The 23,665-nt window shown below is 61.1% G+C and carries 23 protein-coding genes; 18 read left to right on the top strand and 5 right to left on the bottom strand.

Translation table 11 applies throughout. The features are described 5' to 3' along the window. Position 1: 1 nt before the first annotated feature. The 6 genes from cobW to cobJ are packed head-to-tail and all read left to right on the top strand — an operon-like array spanning position 2 to position 7,691. On the top strand, positions 2–1,039 hold the full coding sequence (cobW, locus tag ACLB1Z_RS04870) for a cobalamin biosynthesis protein CobW (RefSeq protein WP_409562298.1): 1,038 nt from the start codon (positions 2–4) through the stop codon (positions 1,037–1,039). Next, on the top strand, positions 1,039–4,305 hold the full coding sequence (gene cobN / locus ACLB1Z_RS04875) for a cobaltochelatase subunit CobN (protein ID WP_409562299.1): 3,267 nt from the start codon (positions 1,039–1,041) through the stop codon (positions 4,303–4,305). The genes cobW and cobN overlap by 1 nt, the downstream gene beginning before the upstream one ends. Next, entirely contained in the window at positions 4,302–5,570 is a 1,269-nt protein-coding gene (gene cobG / locus ACLB1Z_RS04880; RefSeq protein ID WP_409562300.1) for a precorrin-3B synthase, read from the top strand. The genes cobN and cobG overlap by 4 nt, the downstream gene beginning before the upstream one ends. Beyond that, positions 5,567–6,196: a precorrin-8X methylmutase gene (locus ACLB1Z_RS04885; RefSeq protein ID WP_409562301.1), complete on the top strand. Its 630-nt coding sequence runs from the start codon at positions 5,567–5,569 to the stop codon at positions 6,194–6,196. Before cobG ends, ACLB1Z_RS04885 begins: the two co-directional genes overlap by 4 nt. Further along, positions 6,193–6,936, top strand: a complete 744-nt coding sequence (locus ACLB1Z_RS04890; protein WP_409562302.1) for a precorrin-2 C(20)-methyltransferase — start codon at positions 6,193–6,195, stop codon at positions 6,934–6,936. Before ACLB1Z_RS04885 ends, ACLB1Z_RS04890 begins: the two co-directional genes overlap by 4 nt. Then, positions 6,933–7,691 (top strand): precorrin-3B C(17)-methyltransferase, encoded by a 759-nt coding sequence (gene cobJ / locus ACLB1Z_RS04895; protein ID WP_409562303.1) that lies wholly within the window; start codon positions 6,933–6,935, stop codon positions 7,689–7,691. The genes ACLB1Z_RS04890 and cobJ overlap by 4 nt, the downstream gene beginning before the upstream one ends. Here cobJ and ACLB1Z_RS04900 read toward each other — a convergent pair. Then, positions 7,661–8,449, bottom strand: a complete 789-nt coding sequence (locus tag ACLB1Z_RS04900; protein ID WP_409562304.1) for a cobalt-precorrin-6A reductase — start codon at positions 8,447–8,449, stop codon at positions 7,661–7,663. The two genes, cobJ and ACLB1Z_RS04900, sit on opposite strands and share 31 nt — an antisense overlap. A 14-nt stretch (positions 8,450–8,463) precedes the next feature. Here ACLB1Z_RS04900 and cbiE point away from each other — a divergent pair, with 14 nt between their 5' ends. The 7 genes from cbiE to ACLB1Z_RS04935 all read left to right on the top strand — a co-directional run bounded on the left by cbiE (position 8,464) and on the right by ACLB1Z_RS04935 (position 13,986). Then, a complete protein-coding gene (gene cbiE, locus ACLB1Z_RS04905) occupies positions 8,464–9,687 on the top strand; it encodes a precorrin-6y C5,15-methyltransferase (decarboxylating) subunit CbiE (RefSeq protein WP_409562305.1) in 1,224 nt (407 codons plus the stop codon). Next, complete coding sequence (locus tag ACLB1Z_RS04910; RefSeq protein ID WP_409562306.1) at positions 9,684–10,070, top strand: cobalamin biosynthesis protein; 387 nt, start codon at positions 9,684–9,686, stop codon at positions 10,068–10,070. The genes cbiE and ACLB1Z_RS04910 overlap by 4 nt, the downstream gene beginning before the upstream one ends. Further along, positions 10,067–10,828: a precorrin-4 C(11)-methyltransferase gene (gene cobM / locus ACLB1Z_RS04915; protein WP_409562307.1), complete on the top strand. Its 762-nt coding sequence runs from the start codon at positions 10,067–10,069 to the stop codon at positions 10,826–10,828. Before ACLB1Z_RS04910 ends, cobM begins: the two co-directional genes overlap by 4 nt. Then, positions 10,825–12,150: a cobyrinate a,c-diamide synthase gene (locus ACLB1Z_RS04920; protein WP_409562308.1), complete on the top strand. Its 1,326-nt coding sequence runs from the start codon at positions 10,825–10,827 to the stop codon at positions 12,148–12,150. The genes cobM and ACLB1Z_RS04920 overlap by 4 nt, the downstream gene beginning before the upstream one ends. A gap of 233 nt (positions 12,151–12,383) precedes the next feature. Next, positions 12,384–12,542 carry a NepR family anti-sigma factor gene (locus tag ACLB1Z_RS04925; protein ID WP_244420968.1) on the top strand — a complete coding sequence of 53 codons (159 nt, stop codon included), beginning with the start codon at positions 12,384–12,386 and terminating at the stop codon, positions 12,540–12,542. Then, positions 12,539–13,093, top strand: a complete 555-nt coding sequence (locus ACLB1Z_RS04930; RefSeq protein WP_013946342.1) for a sigma-70 family RNA polymerase sigma factor — start codon at positions 12,539–12,541, stop codon at positions 13,091–13,093. The genes ACLB1Z_RS04925 and ACLB1Z_RS04930 overlap by 4 nt, the downstream gene beginning before the upstream one ends. Before the next feature lie 89 nt (positions 13,094–13,182). Continuing rightward, positions 13,183–13,986 carry a response regulator gene (locus ACLB1Z_RS04935; protein WP_409562309.1) on the top strand — a complete coding sequence of 268 codons (804 nt, stop codon included), beginning with the start codon at positions 13,183–13,185 and terminating at the stop codon, positions 13,984–13,986. Between the two features lie 92 nt (positions 13,987–14,078). On the opposite strand, the gene ACLB1Z_RS04940 is transcribed toward ACLB1Z_RS04935, so the two are convergent. Continuing rightward, positions 14,079–14,537, bottom strand: coding sequence for a PRC-barrel domain-containing protein (locus ACLB1Z_RS04940; RefSeq protein ID WP_409562310.1), 459 nt, complete (start codon positions 14,535–14,537; stop codon positions 14,079–14,081). 276 nt (positions 14,538–14,813) lie between these two features. Further along, on the bottom strand, positions 14,814–14,987 hold the full coding sequence (locus ACLB1Z_RS04945) for a DUF1328 domain-containing protein (protein ID WP_013946346.1): 174 nt from the start codon (positions 14,985–14,987) through the stop codon (positions 14,814–14,816). Positions 14,988–15,573: 586 nt separating this feature from the next. On the opposite strand from ACLB1Z_RS04945, the gene ACLB1Z_RS04950 reads away from it, so the two are divergent. Then, positions 15,574–16,965: a CHASE3 domain-containing protein gene (locus tag ACLB1Z_RS04950; protein ID WP_409562311.1), complete on the top strand. Its 1,392-nt coding sequence runs from the start codon at positions 15,574–15,576 to the stop codon at positions 16,963–16,965. A 43-nt stretch (positions 16,966–17,008) separates the two neighbouring features. On the opposite strand, the gene ACLB1Z_RS04955 is transcribed toward ACLB1Z_RS04950, so the two are convergent. After that, positions 17,009–17,443: a response regulator gene (locus ACLB1Z_RS04955; protein WP_409562312.1), complete on the bottom strand. Its 435-nt coding sequence runs from the start codon at positions 17,441–17,443 to the stop codon at positions 17,009–17,011. A gap of 169 nt (positions 17,444–17,612) precedes the next feature. Next, positions 17,613–19,592, bottom strand: coding sequence for a sensor histidine kinase (locus ACLB1Z_RS04960; protein ID WP_409562313.1), 1,980 nt, complete (start codon positions 19,590–19,592; stop codon positions 17,613–17,615). A gap of 737 nt (positions 19,593–20,329) precedes the next feature. Here ACLB1Z_RS04960 and ACLB1Z_RS04965 point away from each other — a divergent pair. The 4 genes from ACLB1Z_RS04965 to ACLB1Z_RS04980 are packed head-to-tail and all read left to right on the top strand — an operon-like array spanning position 20,330 to position 23,530. Continuing rightward, positions 20,330–20,911 carry a DUF2796 domain-containing protein gene (locus tag ACLB1Z_RS04965; RefSeq protein ID WP_409562314.1) on the top strand — a complete coding sequence of 194 codons (582 nt, stop codon included), beginning with the start codon at positions 20,330–20,332 and terminating at the stop codon, positions 20,909–20,911. Between the two features lie 3 nt (positions 20,912–20,914). Further along, on the top strand, positions 20,915–21,673 hold the full coding sequence (locus ACLB1Z_RS04970) for an ABC transporter ATP-binding protein (RefSeq protein ID WP_409563228.1): 759 nt from the start codon (positions 20,915–20,917) through the stop codon (positions 21,671–21,673). Next, on the top strand, positions 21,670–22,929 hold the full coding sequence (locus ACLB1Z_RS04975; protein ID WP_409562315.1) for an ABC transporter permease: 1,260 nt from the start codon (positions 21,670–21,672) through the stop codon (positions 22,927–22,929). The genes ACLB1Z_RS04970 and ACLB1Z_RS04975 overlap by 4 nt, the downstream gene beginning before the upstream one ends. A 25-nt stretch (positions 22,930–22,954) precedes the next feature. Beyond that, the gene (locus ACLB1Z_RS04980) at positions 22,955–23,530 is read left to right on the top strand and encodes a DUF3299 domain-containing protein (protein WP_409562316.1); all 576 of its coding nucleotides are present in this window, start codon (positions 22,955–22,957) and stop codon (positions 23,528–23,530) included. The last annotated feature ends 135 nt before the right edge of the window (positions 23,531–23,665 follow it).

Consider the following 23,665-nt stretch of genomic DNA (forward strand, 5'->3'; position numbering starts at 1 on the left):
AATGAGCGCGCGCAAGGTACCCGTCACAATCGTCACAGGCTTTTTGGGCGCGGGCAAGACAACGCTCGTGCGTCATGCGGTCGAGCATGCGCAAGGCCGTCGCTTGGCGCTAATCGTCAACGAATTCGGCGATGTCGGCGTGGATGGGACGATCCTCCGGTCGTGCGGCGTTGAGAATTGCCCGGAAGAAAACATTATCGAGCTGACGAACGGCTGCCTGTGCTGCACCGTCGCTGACGATTTCATTCCGACGCTTGAAGCGCTTTTGGCGCGCGAGCCAGCGCCGGAGCACATCATTATCGAGACGTCAGGCCTCGCGCTGCCGAAGCCGCTGGTCAAAGCCTTCGAGTGGCCGGATATCCGTAATCGTGTGACGGTCGATGGCGTGGTGACGGTCGTCGATGCCCCGGCCGTGCGCGCCGGTCGCTTTGCCGACGATCCGGTGAAAGTCGCGGCGCAGCGCGAAGCGGACCCGTCCGTCGATCATGAAAATCCGCTGGAAGAGGTTTATGAGGATCAGCTGCTCTGCGCCGACCTCGTAGTGCTCAACAAGTGCGATCATCTTTCGCCGGAAGACGCGGCTTTGATCGCGCAGGACATTCGCAGCATGGTACCGCGGGCGATCAAGATCGTCGCGACGCATGATGGAATCGTGCCTACCGACGTGCTGCTCGGGATTTCGGCGGCGGCCGAAGACGACCTTGCGGCGCGCCCGTCGCATCACGACAACGAGCCGGAGCACGACCACGACGATTTCGAGACGTTCATTGTCGAAGTGCCGGAGCTGTCGTCGCCTGATGATCTTGCTCAGCGGGCGAAAGCCATCGCGAACGATCACGACGTGCTGCGTGTAAAGGGCTTCGCGGCCATCGGTGGGAAGCCGATGCGGCTCCTTTTGCAAGGTGTCGGTGAGCGGATCGACACGCGTTACGAAGGTGCATGGCAATCGGGCGAGGCGCGCGTGGGCCGGCTGGTCGTCATCGGCCAGAAGGGGCTTGATCGCGACGGCATCACTCGGACCCTGACGGGCGCTGCCTGATGCATATCGTCGTTCGCGAGAGCCGGGATCTGGACGAGGCCGCCGCGCCGCAAGATCTCGGACTCGCGCCTGCCGATATCGTTTTTCTGTCGTTTTCCGATTCCGACCTTGCGATGGCGGCTGCTGCATTTCGCGGCGCCGAGAGCACGCAGGCGAGTGTGCGGATCGCGAACCTCAATGCTTTGCGCCACCCGATGTCGGTTGATTTATTTTCCGACGCGACGCTGAAAGGCTCGAAGGCCGTGCTCGTGCGCCTGCTGGGCGGCCTCGACTATTGGCGGTATGGCGGCGAGCAACTCGGGCGACGCTGCCGCGAACTGGGAATCACACTTGCTATCGTGCCGGGCGACGGGCGGCCAGACATTCGACTCTCGGCGTTGTCGACGCTTGGTTCGGATGAGCTGGCGCGGCTTGAGGGTCTGCTCGACGTGGGCGGCATTGAGAATACACGCATGGCTTTGCTGGCGATGCTCGGCAAACGCGACGCGCGTGGAGAAATTGCATCGCCGCGAGAGATTCCGAATTTCGGCGTCTATCGGGAAAGCGCGCAAACCGACGATGCGCTCGGGGCGACTGCCGTTGTTTTCTATCGCTCACATTTGCTCGCGGGCGATGTTGCGCCAGTCGATGCTTTGGTGGACGCGCTTGAAGATCGCGGCTTGGCAGTGGCGGCGCTCTACGTTCCAAGCCTGAAGGCAGCGGATGCCGCGGCTTGGCTTCAGGATGAGCTGCAACGTCTCCGGCCGAGCGTCATCGTCAATGCGACGGCGTTTGCCTCACGCGACGGCGCGGATGCCTCGCCGCTCGACGTTGCGGATTGTCCGGTCTTGCAGGTCGCGCTCGCCAATTCAACGTTTACGCTTTGGGAGAAGTCGCAGCGCGGCCTCAGTGCCGCTGACCTTGCGATGCACGTCGTTTTGCCGGAGCTCGACGGACGGTTGTTTGCGGGCGTCGTATCGTTCAAGGAAGCGGATACGCTGGGGACGGAACTCGGCGTGTCGTTGCTGCGCCATGTGCCTTATAAGCCAAGCGTTTCGCATGTTGCCGAGCTTGCCGCGCGTTGGGCGAAGCTTCGTTCAGCCTCGCGCCATGATCTTCGCATTGGTCTGTTGCTCTCGACGTATCCGGGGCGGCCGGATCAGATTGCGCACGCGGTTGGACTTGATGGCCTTGAGAGCGCGTGCCGGATCGCGTCGCATCTCGAAGACGCGGGTTATGACGTCGCCTATCGTCCGTCGGACAGTCGCGATCTTGTGGCGCGACTCGATCCAGCACAGGCAATCGGGTGGCAGCTTGATGCTTACCGTTCAGCATTCGATGCGCTGCCAGAAGCCTTTAAAGAAAGCGTCGTCAGCGCCTGGGGACCGCCAGAAGATGATGACGCACTCGTTGGTAATACGTTCCGCTTTCGTGTCGCGCCGTGCGGAAGTCTTTTGATTGGACTGCAGCCGGAACGCGGGCAGGCGCTTGACCGGAAGGCGCAGTATCACGATCCGGCGACACCGCCACGGCACAGCTATGTCGCGTTCTATCTCTGGCTAAGACACGTCGCAAAGATCGATGCGCTTATTCATATCGGCGCGCACGGCACGCTCGAATGGCTGCCGGGCAAGGCCGTTGCAGGCAGTGAAACGTGTGCGCCGCGCGCGCTGCTTGGTCCTACGCCGATGATCTATCCGTTCATCGTCAATGATCCCGGCGAAGCGGCGCAGGCGAAGCGGCGGCTATCTGCCGTGACGCTCGGACATAAGCCGCCGCCGATGACGGAAGCCGGTTTGTCGGGGCCGTTGAGTGAGGTTGATCGGCTGGTCGATGAATTCGCGTCGGCGGAAGGTCTTGATCCGAGGCGGCGCAAGGTTCTGTCGGATCAGATCGTCGACGCCGCCATTCGTGCCGGAATTGCGGCCCAGTGCGGCCTCGATGCGGGCATGGCGGCGAGCGAAGCGTTGACGCGCATCGACGCCTTTCTGTGCGATGTGAAAGAGCTGTCGATCCGCGACGGGCTACATATTCTCGATAAGGGGGAGCTTGAAGCGATCACGCGGGCGCTTGCTGGAAAATTCATCGCGCCGGGTCCTGCTGGAGCGCCGAGCCGAGGGCGATCTGATGTACTGCCGACAGGACGCAATCTTTTCAGCGTCGATCCGCGCAGCGTGCCGACCGCAACGGCGTGGGCGAACGGCAAGCGTGCGGCGAAAGCTATCCTCGATCGCTATCTCTCCGATCATGGCGAATGGCCCCGCGCGATCGTGCTCGATCTCTGGGGTAGCGCGACGCTCCGAACCGGCGGCGAGGAACTCGCGACCGCGCTGGCGCTGCTTGGCGTCCGCCCGGTCTGGGATCAGCGCTCCTATCGCGTGACGGGCGTCGAGACCGAGGCATTGGCGGAACTTGGACGTCCGCGTGTTGACGTGACACTGCGGATCTCAGGACTTTTCCGCGACATGTTCGGAGCGCAACTTGCGTTGTTTGATAGCGCCGTTGCGCTCGTTGTCAGTCTTGAAGAAGATGCCGGCGATAATCCGCTGCGCCTGGCTTCGTCGTCCGAAGCAAAGCTCGATCGCATTTTCGGACCGGCCGGCGGCAGCTTCGGTGCTGGCGTAATGCAGCACATCGACCGCGGCGACTGGAGCGAGCGTGACGATCTTGGGCGGTCGTATCTCGCCAGCACACTGTCGGCGTATCGCGGCGATGGCTCGGAAGCGACGAGCGCGGGCTTCGAAAGACGCGTGAAATCGGCAGACGCCTTCGTGCATGTGCAGGATCACAGCGAGATTGATTTGCTAACCGGCGGTGACTTTGCGGCACACGAAGGTGGGTTCGCGGCTGCCGCTGCTTCTCTCGGAAACGATCGCGTAGCGCTTTATCATGGCGATACGGCAATGCCAGATGCGCCGCGCGTTCGCACGCTGCAGGAAGAATGTGCCCGCGTGATTCATGGGCGCGCTGCGAACATCCGCTGGATCGAGGGCCAGATGCGTCACGGCTTCCGCGGCGGCGCGGAGATGGCGCAGAGCGTTGACGCGGCATTCGCCTTCGCGGCGACGGCGCGGGCCGTCGACAACGGCGGCTTCGAGCGGCTCTACGAGGCATATCTCGGTGACCCAGTGGTCGCAGCATTTCTCGCGCGCGAGAACCCCGACGCAATCGCGGCAATGCGGCGCCGGTTCGAGGAGGCGATTGCGCGCGGGCTTTGGCAGCCGCGACGCAACGATATCGGCGAACTCGCAAACAAAGACGGTTCATCGCGCGAGGCAGCGGAATGACGTCGGCGGATCATTTGAGGAAAGGCTGGTGCCCAGGCGCGCATCGTCCGATGCGTTCGGGCGACGGGCTTCTGGTGCGTGTGCGTCCGCGCGCGGGCGCTCTTTCGCTCAGTTCGTTGCGAGCCATCGGTGCGATCGCCGCTCAGTTTGGGTCCGGCGATATTGATTTGACTAATCGCGGCAATCTGCAGATCAGAGGCGTGAGTGACGGCGCATTCGCAGTGCTTCTCGGTGCGCTGGATACGGCAGGTTTGCTGGATCCGTCTGCGGACGCGGAGGCCGTGCGCAACGTCGTCGTCGATCCGTTGAGCGGGCTTGATCCGCGGCGCGCGGATATTTGCGATCTCGCGGAAGCGTTGGAGGCGATCCTGCTGCGGGATGCGCGTTTATGGTCTCTGCCCGGAAAATTCGGTTTCAGTTTTTCAGGCGTGGCGACGCCGCGCATCGGCGGACGCAGCGCGGATATCATGATGTCCGCGCGCGATGATTGTTTCTCAATCGTGCTCGATGGTGCGATTGGGATGGGCTGCGAAGTTGCGCGCGGAGAGGTCGTCGATGCCATGCATCGTATGGCGCTGGCGTTTATCGAGCTGAAGGCAAATGACGCGAGTTTTCGGCGTATGCGCGACGCGGTTGCTCAGTTCGGCGTCGCGAGGGTATTTGCAATGGCAGGTTTGCCGCTTCCGACGCCCGTGGGTGAAGCGGCTGCAGACAGTGTGCCTGTGGGATTGTTGCAGCGGAACGACAGCGTGTTCGGAGCTGGCGTCGGTTTTCCCTTCGGGCGGATTACTGCTGATCAGCTTGCCGCGCTTTGCGATCACGCGACAGTGGCGGGCGCTGAAGACGTTCGCACAAGCCCAGAACGCGTGCTCGTCTTTCCACTGCAGGATGCGATGCATGCGCACGAATTGCTTCGGGGCGCCAATGCCGCAGGACTGATCGTGCAAGAAGACGATATACGGCTCGCGATGGATGTCTGTCCGGGCTCGCCTGGGTGCAAAAATGCACGCGCCAATACGCGGCGGGACGCGCAGCGCTTTGCCGACACGTTTGAGGGTTCGCTGCACGGCTGCTCGCTGCATATTTCCGGATGCGAGAAGGGGTGCGCGCGGCGGACGGAAGCACGTTTGACACTCGTCGGCCGTGACGGCCGGTACGATATCATCAGAGACGGTTCAGCGGATTCGATGCGCGTACACGATACGATCAATGCTGACGACATGAGCACGACGATTTCGCGCTTGATCCTGGAGCCCGTAGTATGACGGTACAAGACTACATTCGCGACGGAGCGGCGATATACGCGCGCTCGTTTGCGATCATCCGGGCAGAGGCCGATCTCGCCGGGTTGTCACCGGTCGAGGAGCGCGTCGCGGTGCGGATCATCCACGCCTGCGGCATGGTCGAGGTAGCCCGCGATATTGTGATGTCACCGACGTTTGCGCGCGGTGCTGAGGCGGCGCTCAAAGCGGGGGCCCCGATCCTCTGCGATTCGATGATGGTCGCGGATGGCATCACGCGTGCGCGCCTTCCGGCGAAGAACGAGGTCGTTTGTACACTGCGCGATCCGCGCGTACCTGAGATCGCGGCACAGATCGGCAATACGCGCACGGCCGCTGCCATGGAGCTTTGGCGGTCGAAGCTTGCGGGCTCCGTCGTTGTTGTCGGCAATGCTCCGACGGCGCTGTTCCGGCTGTTCGAAATGCTCGATGCGGGCGCGCCAAAACCTGCGGCTGTCATCGGCATGCCGGTTGGCTTCGTCGGTGCGGCCGAATCGAAGGAGGCGCTGGCGGCTGATGGGCGCGTTCCATTTGCAATCGTCAAAGGCCGCAAAGGCGGAAGCGCGATGGCTGCAGCAGCGGTCAATGCGCTCGCAAGCGAGGCCGAATGAGCGAGGTTAAATCCGGCACGTTGTTCGGCGTCGGGCTGGGGCCTGGCGATCCGGAGCTGATGACGCTCAAGGCGGTGCGCGTCCTGAGTTCAGCGCCGGTCGTTGCGCATTTCCGCAAGGCGGGACGCACGGGACACGCGCGAACCATTGCGAATGCTCATATCCGCACCGATGTTGTCGAGGCGGCGTTCGAATATCCGGTGACGACAGAGATCGATTTCCGAGAAGATGGGTACGTTTCGGCGATCCGCGATTTCTACGAAGAGAGCGCGGCGGCGATTGTCGCTCATCTCGAAGGCGGTAGAGATGTGGCGTTGCTATGCGAGGGCGATCCGTTTTTCTACGGATCGTTTCTGCACATGTATGATCGCATCAAGGGGGCACATCGGGTGATGGTCATCCCTGGGATCACGGGAATGTCGGGATGCTGGACGGCGGCGCAGGCGCCGATCACCTACGGTGACGACGTCATGACGGTGTTGCCGGGTACGCTCGATGAAGAGGCGCTGGCGAAACACCTTGGCGTTGCCGACGCGGCCGTGATCATGAAGGTTGGCCACAACATCGAGAAGATCAAACGGGCGCTGCGCGCGGCGGGTCGTTTTGATGATGCAATTTATGTCGAGCGCGGAACGATGCCGGGCGAGCGCGTCGCGAAGCTGTCTGACCTCGGAGAATGCGCGGTTCCTTATTTCTCAATTGTCCTGCTTCCAGGCGGGCGTGGACGGCGCATCGCATGAACGGACAGTTGACCATCGTGGGGCTTGGGCCCGGTCCGAAAGGTTGGGTGACACCTGCGGCGAGCGATGTCGTCGGCGGGGCGGATGTCATTCTGGGGTACGCGCCCTATGTTAATCGTCTGACGCCGCGGGCCGGCCAGATTTTGGAGGCTTCCGACAATCGCGAGGAGTTGGTGCGGGCGGAACGTGCGCTCGAACTTGCCGCGAGCGGACGTCGCGTTGCGATCGTGTCGGGTGGAGATCCGGGCGTCTTTGCCATGGCGGCGGCGGTTTACGAGGCCGTCGAGAAAAATCCGGCGGCTGCCGATGGCGTCGACATTCGTGTCGAGCCCGGCGTTACCGCGATGCTGGCGGCGGCGGCGCGGATCGGGGCGCCGCTAGGGCACGATTTCTGCGCCATTTCGTTGTCCGACAATTTGAAATCTTGGGCGACGATCGAGAAGCGGCTGCGTCTTGCGGCCGAAGCTGATTTCGTTATTGCGCTCTACAACCCGGCATCGAAGGCGAGGCCGCAGCAGATCAGGTCGGCGTTCGAGATTTTGGGTGACGTGTTGCCTGCTGAAACGCTCGTCGTGTTCGCGCGCGCGGTTGGACGCCCAGATGAAGAGATCGATATCGCGACGTTAGCAACCGCGACCGACATGGCGTGCGATATGCGCACGCTCGTGATGATTGGATCGCGTGCGACGCGGACCGTGCAGGCGAGCGATGGGCGCGCGTGGGTTTATACGCCGAGGTCGGAGCGCGACCGATGATGGGTTGCGATCCAGGTCAGCGCCTCGTCTGCGGAGGACACCTTCGTGCGATCTGGGATCGCCGGCCGGCGAACCATGTGGACCGCAATGCCGAGCTGGCGCGCAGCTTCAATCTTGGCATAAGCGGCACTGCCGCCTGCATTCTTCGCCAGCACGTAGCGGATGTCATAGTCCGCGAACAGCCGGGCATCCTCGCCCGTTCGGAACGGTCCGCGCGAGGCGATGAGTTCGGAGTTGATCAGCTCACAGGGCAGCTCGAGCGGATCGACGGCGCGGATCAGATAACGATGCAGCGGCGCTCGACAGAGCGCATCGATGGCCTGGCGCCCCAAACCCGAAAAGACGTCTTGAGGCTCAGTGGGAAGGGCGGCAATCGCGGCATCGATGCTGTCGTGCTCAATCCAATTGTCGCCTTCGACCGGCGTCCAGGCAGGGCGTTCGATGGCGAGCAGCGGAATGTTGGTGGCCGCCGCGGCCGCTACGGCGTTGGCGCTTATCTGTGCCGCGAAAGGGTGCGTGGCGTCGATCAGCAGGTCAATCTTTTCCTGATGCAGGTAAGCGGCAAGTCCGTCGCTGCCGCCGAAACCGCCAATGCGCGTCGGAAGCTTGCTTGTCGCGGGATTGGCGGTTCGTCCGGCGAGCGAAAGCCTCGCTTCGATGTTGTCGGCCGTCGAAAGACGGTCGGCGAGCGTTGCCGCTTCGGTTGTGCCGCCGAGGAGCAGGATGCGCAGCGTCGTCGTCATGATCGCTTTTGTCATGTGAGCGCAATGCCATGAGCGGACGCTGGTTGTCCATCATCGGAATCGGCGAAGACGGGCGTTCGGGGTTGAGCGCGGCGGCGCTTCGCCTCGTCGATGGAGCTGATCTTATCATCGGCGGGCGTCGACATCTTGATTTGATTGGCGACACGCGCGGCGAAAAAGCGGAATGGGAAAAACCGCTCGAAGCTACTGCCACGACGATCCTGGCGCGGCGCGGTTCGCCGGTTGTGGTGCTCGTTTCCGGCGATCCGTTCTGGTTTGGTGCTGGCGCGACGCTCGCGCGGTCCATTCCGCTTGATGAGATGCTGGTGGTGCCGTCGCCGTCGAGCTTTTCAATTGCGGCAGCGCGGCTCGGCTGGCCGCTGCAAGAGGTGACAACGCTCGGTCTCAATATGCCTGGGTACACGCCTCTCGTCCGTCGCCATGTGCATCATGGGCGCCGCATTCTCGCGTTGGCGCTGAATAGCACTACAGCAGGCGAAATCGCGGCATTGCTGACGACTGCTGGGTTTGGACACAGCGAGATGATCGTGATGGAGGCGCTTGGCGGCAGCCGCGAGCGCATCCGACGGGCGACCGCCGATACTTTTGATTTTACGAGCGTCGATCCTTTGAACATCATCGGTATCAAAGTGGTCGCCGGGCCGGATGCGCAGGCGATCCCCTTCACGAGCGGGTTGCCTGACAGCTATTTCGAGAATGACGGACAGTTGACGAAACGTGAAGTCCGCTCGGTTACGCTGTCGTCGCTGAGACCTGGAGCGGGCGAATTGCTCTGGGACGTCGGCGCAGGAAGCGGTTCGATCGGGATCGAGTGGATGCTCGCACATCCGTCGAACCGGGCGATCGGCATCGAGCGTGATGAAGCGCGCGCGGCACGGGCTATGCGCAACGCGGTCGCGCTGGGTGTACCGCATCTTGGGATCGAGATTGGAGCGGCACCGGATGCGCTTCGAGAATTGGCGGAGCCGGATGCCATTTTCATTGGCTGCGGCACGGCGGGAGGCGCGGTTATCGAAGCGTGCTGGGCGGCGCTGAAGCCGGGCGGGAGGATCGTCGCAAATGCCGTCACGATTGAATCCGAGCTTGGCCTGCTCGCTGCCTATCATGGCCATGGTGGAACGTTGACGCGCTTGAGCGTTGAACGCGCCGAGCCGGTCGGATCGCGCACGACGTGGCGTCCGGCATTGCCGATCATGCAGTGGGTGGCGCAAAAGCCTGCAGGTGCCTCATGATCGCGATCGGCATCGGTGCCAATAGCCGTGCGGAGCAGCGAGACTTTGCAGCGGCTTTGAATGATGCGCGGCAGCGCGCGGGAGGCGCTGACGTAGTTGCAACGTCTGAGGCAGCGGCTTTTGCCTCTCATGTGCGGGAGGCGGCGCAACAGGCGTCGCTTGCCTATCGTGCCGTTACGATTGACAGCATGCGCGCACGAAATGGGGACTGTCTGACGCGCTCCGAGCGATCGCTTTCGCTGTTCGGCGTTGCCTCGATCGCGGAAGCGGCGGCCCTCGCCGGTGCTGGGCCTGGATCGCGGTTGATCGCGCCGCGGCGGACAGTCGGTCATGTCACGATTGCGGCGGCGCAATCGGCGGACGAACGGGAGCAGGGGACATGACCGTGCATTTCATCGGTGCGGGTCCGGGAGCCGCCGATCTCATCACCGTTCGTGGGCGCGATCTCATCGCAAAATGTCCGGTCTGCCTTTACGCCGGATCGCTTGTGCCTCAAGCGCTGCTGACGCATTGCCCGCCCGGCGCCGAGATCGTCGATACGGCTCCGATGACGCTCGACGAAATCATGGCGCATATCGAGTTGGCGACGCGCGAAGGCAAGGACGTCGCGCGACTGCATTCGGGCGACCTCTCGATCTGGAGTGCACTCGGGGAGCAGTTGCGGCGGCTCGACCAACTCAGGATCTCCTATACGATTACCCCCGGCGTGCCGTCGTTTGCGGCTGCTGCGTCGGTGCTTGGTCGGGAGCTGACGTTACCTGAAGTGGCGCAATCCGTTGTGTTGACGCGCACGTCGGGGCGGGCGTCGTCGATGCCGGAAACGGAGCAGCTCGAAGCTTTCGCCGCAACGCGCGCGACGCTGGCGGTACATCTTTCCATTCATGCGATTGCGGATGTCGTGCGCCGTTTGCTGCCCTTCTACGGCCCCGATTGTCCGGCGGCCGTCGTCTATCGCGCGACGTGGCCGGACGAGCAGGTTATTCGCGGCACGCTTGGGACGATTGCGGCTAAGACAGCCGAAGCAGGTCCGGAGCGCACGGCGTTGATCCTGGTCGGCGAGGCGTTGGGGCGGGACGATTTTCGCGAGAGCGCACTTTACAGCGTCGATTATCGGCGCCGGTTCCGGGGCGGGGTGTCATGAGCGAAACTCGGACGCTGCCGCCCGGCATTATGATCGCGGCACCGCGTTCGGGCTCCGGCAAGACGACGGTGACGCTCGGCCTGCTGCGGGCTTTGCAGCGGCGCGGGCTGCAGGTGCAGCCGTTCAAGTGCGGGCCGGATTACATCGACCCGGCGTTTCATGCCGTCGCAGCGGGGCGGTCGTCGTACAATGTCGATAGCTGGGCGATGCGGCCGGATCATGCCGCGTACATCCTATCGGATGCATCTCAAGGCGCTGATATCGTCGTTTGCGAGGCGTTGATGGGGCTGTTCGATGGGGTGTCGCGGCCGGGTCTTTGGGGCAACGGCGCCAGTGCCGATATCGCCGCCGCCACGGGATGGCCTGTCGTGCTCGTCCTCGATATCTCGGGCCAATCGCAGACTGCTGCTGCGGTGGCGCGAGGATTTCAGGGCTATCGCGATGGCGTGACAATCGCGGCAGTGATTTTGAATAGGGCAGGCAGCCCGCGCCACATTCGCTTTGCGACGGACGCGCTCGAACGCGTCGGATTGCCGGTCGCAGGTGCACTGCCGCGCGAAACGGGTGTCGTGCTGCCCGAGCGGCACCTGGGTCTTGTCCAGGCCGAGGAGACGGCGGAACTGGACAGCCGTCTCGATGCGCTGGCGGATTTCATCGAAGCACATGTCGATCTCGATAAGATCATGGGCTGCGCATTTCGCGGACGTATGGAAGCGGGTGAGCCAAGGCCGGTGCCGCCGCCGCCTGGACAACGGATTGCACTCGCCCGCGATGCGGCCTTCTCATTTGTTTATCCGCACGTGCTGGCGGGCTGGCGGTCCGCAGGTGCCGAGATCCTGCCCTTTTCACCGCTCGCGGACGAAGCGCCCGACGCGAGTGCCGACGTGGTCTGGCTACCCGGCGGGTATCCGGAGCTGCACGCGGGGGCGATCGCGAGTGCCCGGCGGTTTAAGGCAGCGATTTTCGAATTTGCCCAGTCACGTCCCGTTCATGGAGAGTGTGGTGGGTACATGGTGCTCGGCGCGGGATTGATCGATGCTGACGGCGAGCGGCACGAGATGCTCGGCCTTTTGGGGTTGGAAACATCTTTTGCAGTGCGAAAAATGAACCTCGGGTATCGACGAGCCGAGCTCGTCGCGCCGTGCCCTTTGGGGGCTCCGGGCGATATCCTGCTGGGGCACGAGTTTCATTATTCGCGCGTTCTTGCGTCTCCGGACGCGCCGCTTTTCAAACTGGAGAATTCCGACGGAGAAGCGCTGCAAAATGGGGGGAGCCGCCGCGGCTTTGCAACGGGATCCTTTTTTCACTTTATCGATAGATAGGCTACCGTTTCGCGGTCGTGTCGGGCTATATTTTCCAGTGAAGCTGCGCACCTCGGAATTCGCGCAATTCAATAGGTTACCGCGGGGGCGGAACTTTTCGGATCGTCATGCATTTAGGTCTGGAAGGTTCGTCGGGAACCCGGAGTACGAGCGAAAGTTACCACGGAATCCGTCAATAAGGTCTTTGTACGATGGGCACTGGCAGTGACCCCAAGCGGGGGGATTCAGTCACAATGCAGGCACCCTTACCGGTCGAGCTGCAGGGCCAGATTGGCCAGCGGTTGCGGGAGGCTTATATCGAACTCATCAATGAGCCGGTTCCTGATCGGTTTGTCGCTCTGTTGCAGAAATTGAAGCAGCGGGAGGATCAAGGGCAAGGAGGCCAGTCGTGACCAAGACCGACGACGACCTGCAGGCTCTGTTGATCAGTGCAGTGCCGAATCTTCGCGCGTTCGCGAATTCCCTGTGTGGGGATCCGACGCGCGCGGATGATCTCGTGCAGGACACGCTCGTTAAAGCATGGTCGAATTTGGAAGGTTTCGAGCGCGGATCGAACCTCAAAGCCTGGCTTTTCACCATTTTGCGCAACACCTATTTCTCAGAGCTTCGCAAGCGCCGCCGTGAGGTGGAGGATGCCGATGGGGCGCTGGCGGAACGTATGTCGGTGATGCCGGAGCAGCAGGTCCATATGGACCTCGTCGATTTCAAGAAGGCTTTCGGCAGTTTGAGCGATGATCAGAAGGAAGTGCTGCTGCTGGTCGGAGCCGAGGGCTTTTCGTATGAGGAAGCCGCAGAGATCACCAATGCGGCGGTCGGAACGGTCAAGAGCCGGGTCAATCGCGCACGTGTCGCGCTGAACAAGGCTCTTGGTTTCGAAGACGGTGAGAATTTCAATCCGAATGGAGAATTCGTCGGCATCACTCGGGCTGTCAGTCGAGGGTGAGTTGGACGGACGAAACGACTGAACGAAAGATGATCGCGTGCCGAACGCGCCGTTGTCTTCTTGCCAATTACGAGCTTACGAGGTGAACAATGTCGATTGCCGAATCTATTGCTCCCCACCTTCCCTATCTCCGCCGATATGCCCGCTCGCTGACCGGCAGTCAGGCTTCAGGCGATAACTATGTAGCGGCCGTTCTGGAAGCACTGATTGCCGATTCCGACGCATTCGATAAGTCGATTGCACCGCGTGTGGCGCTCTATCGGGCTTTCACGAAGGTCTGGAATTCGCTCGCCGTCAATCATACGGCGGAAGAAGTCTCGCACGACAAGCCGCTGCCGGAGCGCCGTCTTGAGTCGATCACGCCGCTACCGCGGCAGGCATTCCTGCTGGTCTCTGTGGAAGGTTTTTCAACCGCCGAGGCTGCGCAGGTTCTCGACGTGACGCCCGCGCATGTGACAGAACTGCTGCAAATGGCCGGTGCCGAAATTGCAGAGCAGCTTTCGGCCGACGTTCTCATCATCGAGGACGAGCCGCTGATCGCCATGGATCTCGAAGCGCTGGTGGTCGATATCGGCCATCGCGTTCAGGGCGTCGCCCGCACGCATCAGGAGGCGGTCGAAGAGGTTGCGAGGAAAGCGCCCTCGTTGGTGCTTGCTGATATCCACCTTGCCGATGGCAGTTCAGGCCTCGAAGCGGTCAACGAAATTCTCGAGACCATCAGTGTGCCGGTGATCTTCATCACGGCGTTCCCGGAACGCCTGCTGACCGGCACCAAGCCTGAGCCCGTGTTCCTGATTACGAAGCCTTTCGAGCCTGCCGTCGTCAAGGCGATGATCAGCCAGTCGCTGTTCTTCGGCTTGAAATCGAAAAAGGCCGGACAGCGCGCGGCCTGATATAGCGACTTCAGGCTTTAGATTTTTCGGGCGCAGACAACGAATTGTTCCGCGCCCGATTTCGTGTTCGCGCCTGAAAAGCGAGGCTTGGATTATTTCGACGAGTTGTTCGTCTCCGAGCCCGAAACGGAATTTTTGGTGTGATCTCCCATTTTTTCCATCGCCGACTTTTCAGTCCACGTATAGCTCGGGGCATTCGTCAGCGTTTCCTTGGTCGCGTCGACGGTGGCGGTACGGCGGCCGTTCGTCTCGGTGAATGACAGCTCGTTGTAGGGAATGCCGACGTTCTTTTCACCGACACCGAGGAAGCCGCCGACGCCGATAACGGCCGTGCTGATCTTTCCGGTATTGTCGAGGACGAGATAGTTGATGTCGCCAAGCTTTTCGCCGGCGTTATTCTCAACTGGAAGTCCAATGACGCTCGCGGTGCTTTGTTCGCCTCCGCCCTGCGTCGCCACGAATGAGAGAGCCGATGCCGATGTCGTCGCCGCGACCGGAGCGATTGCCAGTCCAGCGACGAGCATGGTGCGATAGATATTTGTTTTTTTCATTTCGCTCTCCCTGACGTTCCTATCTGGTCAATCTTTCGCTCTTCGTTTTTGTTCCGATTTTCGCGGGCACTTGGCCTTTCTATGGGAGATCAAAAAAGCGGCCGAGCACGCTCGGCCGCAGAAAATCAGTGCAGGGACATTATTGCTAGGCAGGCGACAGGTCATCTGTCAGCTTGCCCATTGCTCCTTGGCTTTGCAGGTGAACTGTATCCAATTTTCTTGGATGCGGTTCCCGTCCACGTGCGAATCCTTTCAGTCGGCCTGACGACTTTTTGATCAAACCCGGCGGACGAAGTTGGCAATGAGCGACACGACAAACAGAACGATCGCCACCCAGAAGATCATGCGTGCGCCTTCCATCGCCGTACCGGCCACGCCGCCAAATCCGAAAGCGGCGGCGACAAGCGCGACGATCAGGAATACGATCGCGTAGTGCAGAAGATTTCCCATCCAGATCTCCGATCGGTTTAATCTGATATCCCGAATAGCGATCTAACGTGCATGCCAAGCTCGCAGTTCCGGCGACTTTGCGGGCAGTCCACGGTACGACGGCCGTAAATCTAGGGCTCGCGATGGGTTGAATGGACCAAAGATGTAGAGTTCGCGCCGCTCGGGGGAAAGCGGTCGCGAACTCTCATCGGAAGGGCCGCGCCCCTGGGCCACGGGGGGAGTGGGAGGGAGTGTGGGACGCGGTCACATGGAACAAACGCGCCGTCCTGCAGGCAGTTCCCCAAAAAGCCACCGACGCGGATTACAAGTCTGAGAGGTCTGCTAGGGCGGGGATTGGTGTAGCATGTGGGATGCCGATTCAGCCGCGTTTACCGAAGCTGTAGTGTGCCGGTGGGCGGGCGCGCGCAAATCATGATAACTTAAAAAGATTAGGTCTCGCGGGGGAAAGGTGTGGATGTCGTAGCATTCCAGGAGAAGTCCTGGATATGCTGCACTCGTTATGGTTGGTTTCAACATATTTCGGAACGTCTCGTTGTTTCCTACCTGGAACGCGACTCGAACGCTGCTCATCTGGATAGTGATCGCCGTGTTGTCAGGGATGACGGCGATCGTCGCATGGCAGTGGATGGTCAAGTCCGCCGACGAGGTTACACATACACAGCTCGTCCAGCAGGAACTGACCAAGTGGCTCAGCGCTACGCAAGATCTCGAAAACGGGCAGCTTGGCTATCTGCTGACGAAGGACGAAAGCTATCTGAAGCCCTATCAATCGGCGAAGGGCGCTGTCTCGCTCATCCATAATAACCTGGTCCGTCTGGTCGCCGGTAACGTTGGGCAGATCGCGGTGATCGAGTCGATACACCAGACGATCAAAGAGCGGCTTGAGGTTCTCGATAAGAACATGGCCGCTGCGGGTAAGGGCGGTGATGTGTCGCCTCGCCCGTTTGGCGCCGATGAGTTCGGCGGCAAAATCATGGAGCGGTTGCGAAGCCAGATAGCAGCCGCAAAGCAGCAAGAGCAGATGCTCTATCGCAGGGAACTCAAGCAATTCCGTCGACAAAGTTCATGGCTTCTCGGCGCGATGCTGGCCACGCTTCTGGCGTGCGCGGCGCTAGCTCTTGTCGCTATGATCCGCGAGCGTCAGCGGGTGGCGGCTCTTGAGCTTACGGCGCTGACCTTGACGTCGGCGAATAGGTCTCTCGAACAGCGCGTAAGGTCGCGTACGGAAGAGCTGGCCATCGAGCGCGACCGGGCCGAAGCGGAGCGGGAGCGTGCTGAAGCACTGCTGCGTGACGTTACGCATCGGATCGGCAACACACTGGCGCTGGTCGTCGGCTTCATCAATTTGCATATTCGGCATACGACGGACCCAAAATCTCTGAAGACGCTGATGGGCGCGCGTGACCGCATCCATGCCATCGCCAGCGCGCAGCGGCGTATCAACGTCGTCAACGATCTGGAGCTTGTGCGAATCGATACGCTGATCCAGGCCGTGCTCGATGATGTTGTTGAAGCTGCGGGAGAGGACCGTATTGTGCTGCTGGTCGACGTGCCGCCATTGCTTGCGTCGGCTCAGGTTGCGACGTCACTGTGCGTGCTGACGCAGGAGTTCGTAGTGAATTCCTTCAAGCATGCTTTCGGTGAGAGCGGGTCCGGGTGCGTCAACGTTCTCTTAAAACGGAAGGGCGAGAGCGGCGCGGAACTCGTTGTTGAGGATGATGGCATTGGTGTTGGCGGCAGCGCCGTAGTTTCATCCACCACAGATCACGACGGAGCGGTGCAACACTCCGAAGGGCTCGGAACCAAAATCGCTGCGTTGCTGACGCGACAGTTTTCCGGAACGATTTCATATGAAACCATGCGTCCAGGAACAGACAAGCCCGGAACGCGTGTCATCGTTACACTGACCGATCTCGTTCTCTCCGACCCCGGACAACTGACACCGCCCGAGCACGAGGAGCGTCGGCCGTCAGCGTAGGCGACGGCCGGGGTTTTCACACACGTGGGCAGCGTGCGCCAAGTCAGCAGGCGACTTTCCAGCGGGCCGCGTAGGCCGGAGAAAGATGTAGCGAACGGGGCTTCGGGCGTGCCGAGTGGCCCGTTTTGATGCAATCCGCGACGAAAGAAATCGCCGACTTCACGGCCTGCTCGGAAAGCGGCTTTACGAGCACCCCGCAGGCCGCAGAGAAGTCTTCAGGAACGCGGCCGGGATTGGACGTCGTGAAGATGACGGTAGCGTGCCGTGCTTCACTTAGGTGACGTGCCACGGTCGTCCCCGTCGCTCCATCGCTGAGGTGGAGGTCGACCAGAGCGAGATCGCACAACGACGTTTCAGCAAGCTTCAGTGCGCCGCGCGATGATCCCGCAATGCCAACGACCTCGTGGCCGAGATCCTTGACGATGGTTTCGAGTTCATCGGCCAGTATCGGTTCATCTTCGGTGATCAGGACGTTCATCGTTTTCCCCGCAGTACAGACGATGCCGGATTACGATTCCACCGAAATGGGGCGGGGCAGCGTCTGTGATTCCGGAAACGTGGCGAACCGAAGAAGGTTCCACATGTGTGACGCCCGCAACGTACGACTGTGTCTTTTTGCTTAACTTCGGTCCGTGGCGGACGCCGTTTCAGACGGAGGGTCCAGCTTCGCGACCGCCGCGCGCTCCGACGTTTGCCAGCGGGCCTGTCAAAGTCCACTTGAAGCCGTCGATGCCGGCGGCGGCATGGACCGATAGTTTCAGGCCTTGGGTCGAGAATCTTTCCACGACGGATCGGCCGTAACCTGTTGGTCCGTCTACGGGAAATGGCGGACCTCCGGTTTCGTGCCAGATGATCTCGATGGTTTCGGCGTCTGGAAAGGTCCACGACAGATGGACTTCCCCCTTTGCGGATGAAAGCGCGCCGTGCTCGACCGCATTGAGTGCAAGTTCCGTCAGGACCATGCCGAATGACTGTGCAGCTTCCGGAGTCAATGACACCGGCGGCCCGGAGACACTGATGCGATCAGCGTCGGTTCGTGCGACGGCGCCGATTTCGGCTGAGGCCAGAGTTGCGAGATCGACACATTGCCAGTCGGAGGCGACAATCAGATCTTGCGATGCAGAAAGACCGGCGACCCGCAATGTGAAGTCTTTCAAATGCGATTTGACGTCGACGGCATCGCGCGCCGTCAGACGGGCCATGGCCAGGATCAGCGCCAGAAGGTTTTTCGAGCGGTGGGAAACTTCGCGAAGCAGCGCGTCTGTACGCGTAAGGCTGACCTTCAGGTCCGTAACGTCATATGCAACTCCAGACAACACAGAGATCTTTCCGCGCGCAATTTTCGTTGCGGCGCCGCGGAGGGCGATCCAGCGGCCCTGACCGTCCAGACGTCGTACGCGGACCTCGACGGCGAGCGGCGTCATGTTCGCAAGAGCGGCCGAGATTGCGCTGAGCAGGGGGCGGCGGTCACTCGGTTCGACAAGTCGCAGCAGGCGATGGGCGAGCTGATCGCCATTTACCGCGTGACCGAATATCCGAGCGATTTCGGCGTCCCAGTGGATCGCGCCTGACCGGAGGTCCCATTCCCAAACGCCGACGTTGCCGGCTTTCAATGCCGCGCGCGCGCGATCATCGGCCGCTGGGATGGACATAAGGCCAGATCTCGTTTTTGACGGGCGATCAATTGACGATGGCATGCGGGGAGCTTGGGCCAAATCCGAGTTCGATTCTTCTATTACGCTCCGTGTTAACAGTGTCGCTCCGGTAAACGAAGCAATGGCGAGCAAAGAAGAAATCGCCACGAAGGTCATCCAGTTGCGCCGGGTGTGAAGTTCTATGGATCGGGATGGAACGCCGGCCGCAATTTTCCAGCCGAATTGCGACGTATCGGCGAACGCTTCGACGAGGGAGGGGGCGTCTGCCGCCTCGGAATAGGACGCCTTGAGGGGCTTGCCGTTGGCCTCGGCGTAAACTTGGCCATCGCCGCCGACGATGGAAATCGACCACGGACCGTCCGAGACGAAATTCTTCAATGTTGCGGTGAGATAGGCCGAGGGAATGCGCGCTTGGAGCACGACAGGAGGCGCGGCTTTATCGGTGGATGCGATCCAGATGTTCACTCCGCCCTTCGCTGCCATGCCGTACGGTGTGATCTGGGGCGCAAGGGTCGCTAAGGCGGCGGCAGCTGCGCTGCGCGCGGGCGCGTCGAGCGCGGCGATGGCGGCATCGGCGCCGCTGGTTGGAGATAGCAGATCGAGATTGGCTGCGCGATTGAAGACGAGAATGCCGTTACGGCCAAGTTCCGATTTCAAGTGGTCGTAAACGCTTTCTGAAGCTTCTGCCGGAGGGCTGGCGAGTTCCTTAAGGCTCGAAACGAGGCTTGCCATGCGTTCATCGAAATAGGATGCCGCCAGCAACGCCCGGCTTTGAGCGGACTGATGCAGAATGCTCAATTCGCGTGCATGGAGCTGGGTCAGCAGGTAGGCGGTGAACGTCAGCGACGGCAGAAGGATACCGAGGCAAAGCGCGTAAGCGAGCAGGCGGGAAGGCGCTCTTGGAAAGAGGAAGTGCGGCAGCATTCGAGCGAGATGAGGTCTGAAGAACCTCTGCAATAAATTATTGTTCACAATCCGCTTCTTATCGTCGTCATGGTTCGCCAGACCCTGCCGTCAAATGAAAATGCCCAATTGTCTCAATGGTTCCCACTTGCGCTTTGGACTTATTCTGAGCGTTATCCATCTTGGCACGGGGTTGTCGGGATGTCGCCGTCGGCGAACGCCACGATTGTGACACAAGATCGGTCGAACTCTGCGCCGGCCAAGATGTTTGGGGATCGATGATCAGCGCGCGACTCCGCCTGAGACTGCTTTGGCTGACGCTTTTCGCGTTCGGCGTGCAGATGGCTGTTGCCGACTTTCATCATCACATTTCGCGCGGCGCGGGCATCGAATCCCGAGCGATGACGGCGGGCATGTGCCGCCCGTCAAATGACCGCCCTTGCGCGCCTCACCAGAATGATCACGACGGTTGCATTCTGTGTTGGGCGACGGCAATAGCGGCGACGTCGCTCACGCCGGTTTCATTCGACATGCCGCTGCCGGCGGTTGCGCATGGTGTTCGGCTCCAAGCCGACGAACCGCAGACGGTCAGCCTCCCACGGCTGACTGAAGTGCGAGCACGGGGACCGCCGCCCATCGCACGCGGCTGATAGCCGACGCTGCGCGGCGCGCGAGCGCGTCGCGAACTGTTTTCTTTTTTTGATTCAATTGCCGGTCAGGCACGATGGCACCAGAGCCTCGGTTCATGCCGGCTAGCGCGGCGCATGCGCGGCATGCCGCAACTTATCACCCGTTGGAGGATTTTCATGATCACCGCTTCAACAGCCAGATCGACAATCGCGTCCTTGGCCATTCTCGTGTCGCTGCCCGTTCTCGCGGACCAGGCCGAGCATCGCCAGCTCGGACCGCATGTGCACGGTCAGGGTACGCTCGATATCGCCATCGAAGGCAACAAGATCGAGATGGAGCTTGTTGCCCCCGGCATGGACATTGTCGGGTTCGAGCACGTCGCTACTACGGATGAGCAGAAGGCGAAGGTCGAGAAAGCCAAGGCGCAGCTCGCAGACGTGCTGAATGTCTTCAAGCTGCCGTCCGCTGCGAAGTGCAAGACCGACACGGCGAATGTCGAAAGCCGCAAGGAAACACATCACCCGGGCGAAAAGGATGATGACGACGACAAGCCGGGCGAGCCGCAGCATTCGGAATTCCATGCGACTTACACCATCACGTGCGAGGCGCCGGAAAGCGTCACGGGCATGGAAACAGCATACTTCACCGACTTTGCCGGCGGTCAGCTGCTGAATGTCAACGTCACGACGCCGAAAGGGCAGACGCAGGCGCAGATGACGCGCGAAAAGCCGACGCTCGATCTCACCGGCGTGATGTAAGTGATGCACGAGCTGATGGTGGCTTCACCGGCGGCCGCGAGAGAGGGCAAGAGCCCTCTCGATGCGGTTTCATTCGCTGATGTCAGGTATTCGTGGCCGGGACCGTCTCCGTTCACGCTGACGATCAATCGCTTCAAACTTCGCCGCGGCGAGAAGCTTCTGCTGCTCGGGCCGTCGGGCAGCGGGAAGAGCACGTTTCTCAGTCTGCTTGCCGGTATCGTCGTACCGGATAGTGGCAGGATCGAAGTCAGCGGCGAGGACATGGCGGTACTCGGCGGCGCTGCGCGCGACCGGTTCCGCGTCGACCACTTCGGCATTATTTTTCAGATGTTCAATCTGCTTCCCTATGGATCGCTGATCGACAACGTGCTTTTGCCGCTCCGCTTTTCGAAGTTGCGCCGTGAGAATGCGTTGCGTGAGGGGCCTTTGCAAGATGTTGCGAAACGCCTTTTGCTGGCGCTGGGCCTTGATGAAACCGTGATCGCGTCGAGCAAGGCCGCTAGCTTGAGCGTCGGTCAGCAGCAGCGTGTGGCCGCGGCACGCGCATTGATAGGCGCACCGCAAATCATCGTGGCCGACGAGCCGACGTCGGCTCTTGACCGAAACACGGAAGGCGCATTTCTGAAACTACTCTTTGCGCAAAGCAGGGAGGTGGACGCCAGCGTAATCATGGTCAGTCACGATGAAGGACTAGCTGCGCATTTCGACCGGGTCGTCCGCCTACAGGATATCGCTCAATCGCAGCGCGGTGGCCGGTCATGATGATTGCGCGACTTGCTTTTCAATCGCTGCTCAATCGCTGGGTGACGGCTTTATTGACGGTACTCGCCATTGCGATGAGCGTCATGCTTCTGCTCGGTGTCGAGAAGGTACGGACGGGTGCGCGCGAGAGCTTCGCCGATACCATTTCCGGCACGGATCTCATCGTCGGCGCGCGAAGCGGCAGCTTGAACCTGCTGCTTTACTCGGTCTTTCGCATCGGTAACGCCACCAACAACGTGACGTGGAAGAGCTATCAGGACATCGCTAAGATGCCAGAAGTTTCCTGGATCGTGCCGCTGTCGCTGGGGGACAGCCATCATGGCTTCCGCGTGCTCGGCACCAACCAGGATTATTTCACGCATTACAAATTCCGCCACGGGCAGACGATGCAGTTCGCTGCGGGCGGTCCGTTCAAGGATTTGTTCGACGCCGTGATCGGTTCGGATGTGGCCGAGCAACTTGGCTACAAGGTCGGTGATAAGATCGTCGTGGCGCACGGTGTCGGCTCGATCTCGTTCATCGAGCACGAAGACAAGCCGTTTCGCGTCTCGGGCATTCTGGCGAAGACTGGAACGCCGATTGATCGCACAGTGCATGTCAGTCTCGAAGCGATCGAGGCGATCCACATCGACTGGCAGAACGGCGCGCCGGTGCCGGGGCAGAGCATATCGGCAGATCAAGTGCGCAAGATGGATTTGACTCCGCGGGCCATCACGGCGGCGCTGGTGGGTCTGAAATCCAAACTCGCGACGTTCAAGGTGCAGCGGCGGATCAACAACTATGAGGAAGAGCCGTTGTCCGCGATCATGCCGGGCGTTGCTTTGCAGGAGCTTTGGGGACTGATCGGAACGGCGGAGACGGCGCTGTCGGTGGTCTCGGCGATGGTGGTCGCGACGGCGCTGCTCGGCATGGTGACGATGATCCTGACGACGCTTAACGAGCGACGGCGCGAAATGGCCATTCTGCGATCCGTGGGAGCGACGCCAGCGACGGTGCTGGGGCTTCTCGCGGTCGAAGGTGGGCTGTTGACGCTCGCGGGGGTGGTCATCGGGACCGTGGGGCTTTATGCGGGACTTTATCTGGCGCGGCCTTACATCGATCACACGTATGGTCTGAGCCTTCCTATCGACCCCCCACGCCCTGATGAGTGGTTGAAGCTCGGCGCGATCGTCGTGGCCGGTTTCCTGGCCGGACTGCTACCCGCGTTGCGTGCCTACAGGCTGTCGCTCGCCGACGGCATGATGGTTAGAATTTGAGATGAAGCCTCGATTGGAGGAGAACATGACGTCGTTATTCGTGTCGGTATCGAGGGCGTTTTTGCCGCTCGCGCTTCTTGCCGGAATGGCGTCGAGCGCTGCGGCCGACGCTCCGCGGCAACTGAAATGGGCGGACCTCATTCCGAAGACCATGCCAGCCGCCAATACGGTGATGAAGTCCAAGACATTCTTCGGCGGTTCGGTGCCGTTGTCGGATGCCGGGCCGCCCCCGCCGCCGTTGCCGGAAGGACGCTTCATGTCGGTGAAGCGGCATCAGCCGGGCGATGACAGGCCTCCGGCGATCAACCAGGCGCTTAACGGCCAGACTGTTTCCATCGGGGGGTATGTCGTGCCGCTCGATTTCGACGCGACGACGGTGAAGGAATTTCTGCTGGTGCCGTTCGTCGGCGCGTGCATTCACGTGCCGCCGCCGCCGGCCAACCAGATCATCTACGTGAAAACGGACAAGGGATTCGAAGTCGGCGGACAATTCGATCCGGTGACCGTGACGGGAAAAATCAGCACGAGTCTCGCTTCGACTGGGCTCGCGGATGCCGGCTACACAATGACCGCAGATAGCGTGGAGCCGCGAAAGCAATAGCGCGATGCAAGTGGCTGTCCGGAGGATGAAAATCTTCTCGGGCGCCCTTGTCTAGGTTGTTATTTTAGTCTGCGGTCGATTCGAGGTGCGCGTGTTTCGCGGCGCGCGGCCTCTCATAAGCTCAGCAGTTCTTCT

This window comes from Hyphomicrobium sp. MC8b (assembly GCF_905067615.1).
Lineage (GTDB): Bacteria > Pseudomonadota > Alphaproteobacteria > Rhizobiales > Hyphomicrobiaceae > Hyphomicrobium_B.